Genomic DNA, 1,126 nt, shown 5'->3' on the forward strand with positions numbered 1-1,126 from the left:
CACCGTCGTCGTCGACGAGGTGCGGCCGATTCCGCTGCACCAGCACATGATGGTCGGCCCCCGCATCTACGACCTGTTCGACCGGCGCGCTCACCCCGACGACGGCGGCCGCCGCAGCGTCGTGGTCAACCCCGAACTGCTCTCGCAGGTGCGCCGCCGGCTGACGCTCGACCGCGCCGACTCCTGGGACCGGGGCCGCGGCCCCGGCGGCTTCCGGCCGCTCCCACGACCCGAGGTCATCTCCCGCCTGGACCGCGAGGGGCTGCTCCCGGCGATCACCTTCGTCTTCAGCCGCGCCGGCTGCGACGCCGCGGTCGCCCAGTGCCTGCGCGGCGGCATCCGGCTCACCTCCGACGAGGAAGCCGCCCGGATCCGGGCGATCGTCGACGAACACACCCGCGACCTGCCGCGCGCCGACCTCGAGGTGCTCGGCTTCTCGCAGTGGCGCCTCGCCCTCGAACGCGGCATCGCCGCGCACCACGCGGGCATGCTGCCCGCGTTCCGGCACACCGTCGAGGACCTGTTCGTGCGCGGGCTGGTGCGGGCGGTGTTCGCCACCGAAACCCTCGCGCTCGGCATCAACATGCCGGCCCGCACAGTCGTGCTCGAACGCCTGGTCAAGTACAACGGGGAAACCCACGCCGAACTGACCCCCGGCGAGTACACGCAGCTCACCGGCCGGGCCGGGAGGCGCGGCATCGACGTCGAGGGGCATGCGGTGGTGCTGTGGCAGCCCGGGGTGGAACCGGCCGCCGTCGCCGGGCTCGCCTCCACCCGCACCTTCCCGCTGCGCAGCTCGTTCCGCCCGTCCTACAACATGGCCGTCAACCTCATCGACGCGGTCGGGATCACCCGGTCGCGGGCCCTGCTGGAGATGTCGTTCGCCCAGTTCCAGGCCGACAAATCGGTGGTGGGCCTGACCCGCGGCATCGAACGCAACGAGGCGGCCCTGGCGGAGCTGCGGGACCGGCTCGGCGGCGACGACAGCGACATCCTCGACTACCTGCGGCTGCGGGCGCAGCTGACCGACCTGGAGCGTGCCCGGGAACGGCAGGGTCGGCAGGACCGGCGGCGGGCGGCCGTCGAATCGCTGCTGGCGTTGCGGCGCGGCGACATCGTCGCGGTG

At 73.3% G+C, this 1,126-nt stretch carries 1 protein-coding gene; it reads left to right on the forward strand.

Going from position 1 to position 1,126, the window contains the following annotated elements:
* On the forward strand, positions 1-1,126 hold a 1,126-nt coding region (locus I0Q12_RS14440; protein WP_269437616.1), incomplete at both ends, for a helicase-related protein.

The organism is Rhodococcus sp. CX (genome assembly GCF_015865005.1).
GTDB lineage: Bacteria > Actinomycetota > Actinomycetes > Mycobacteriales > Mycobacteriaceae > Rhodococcus.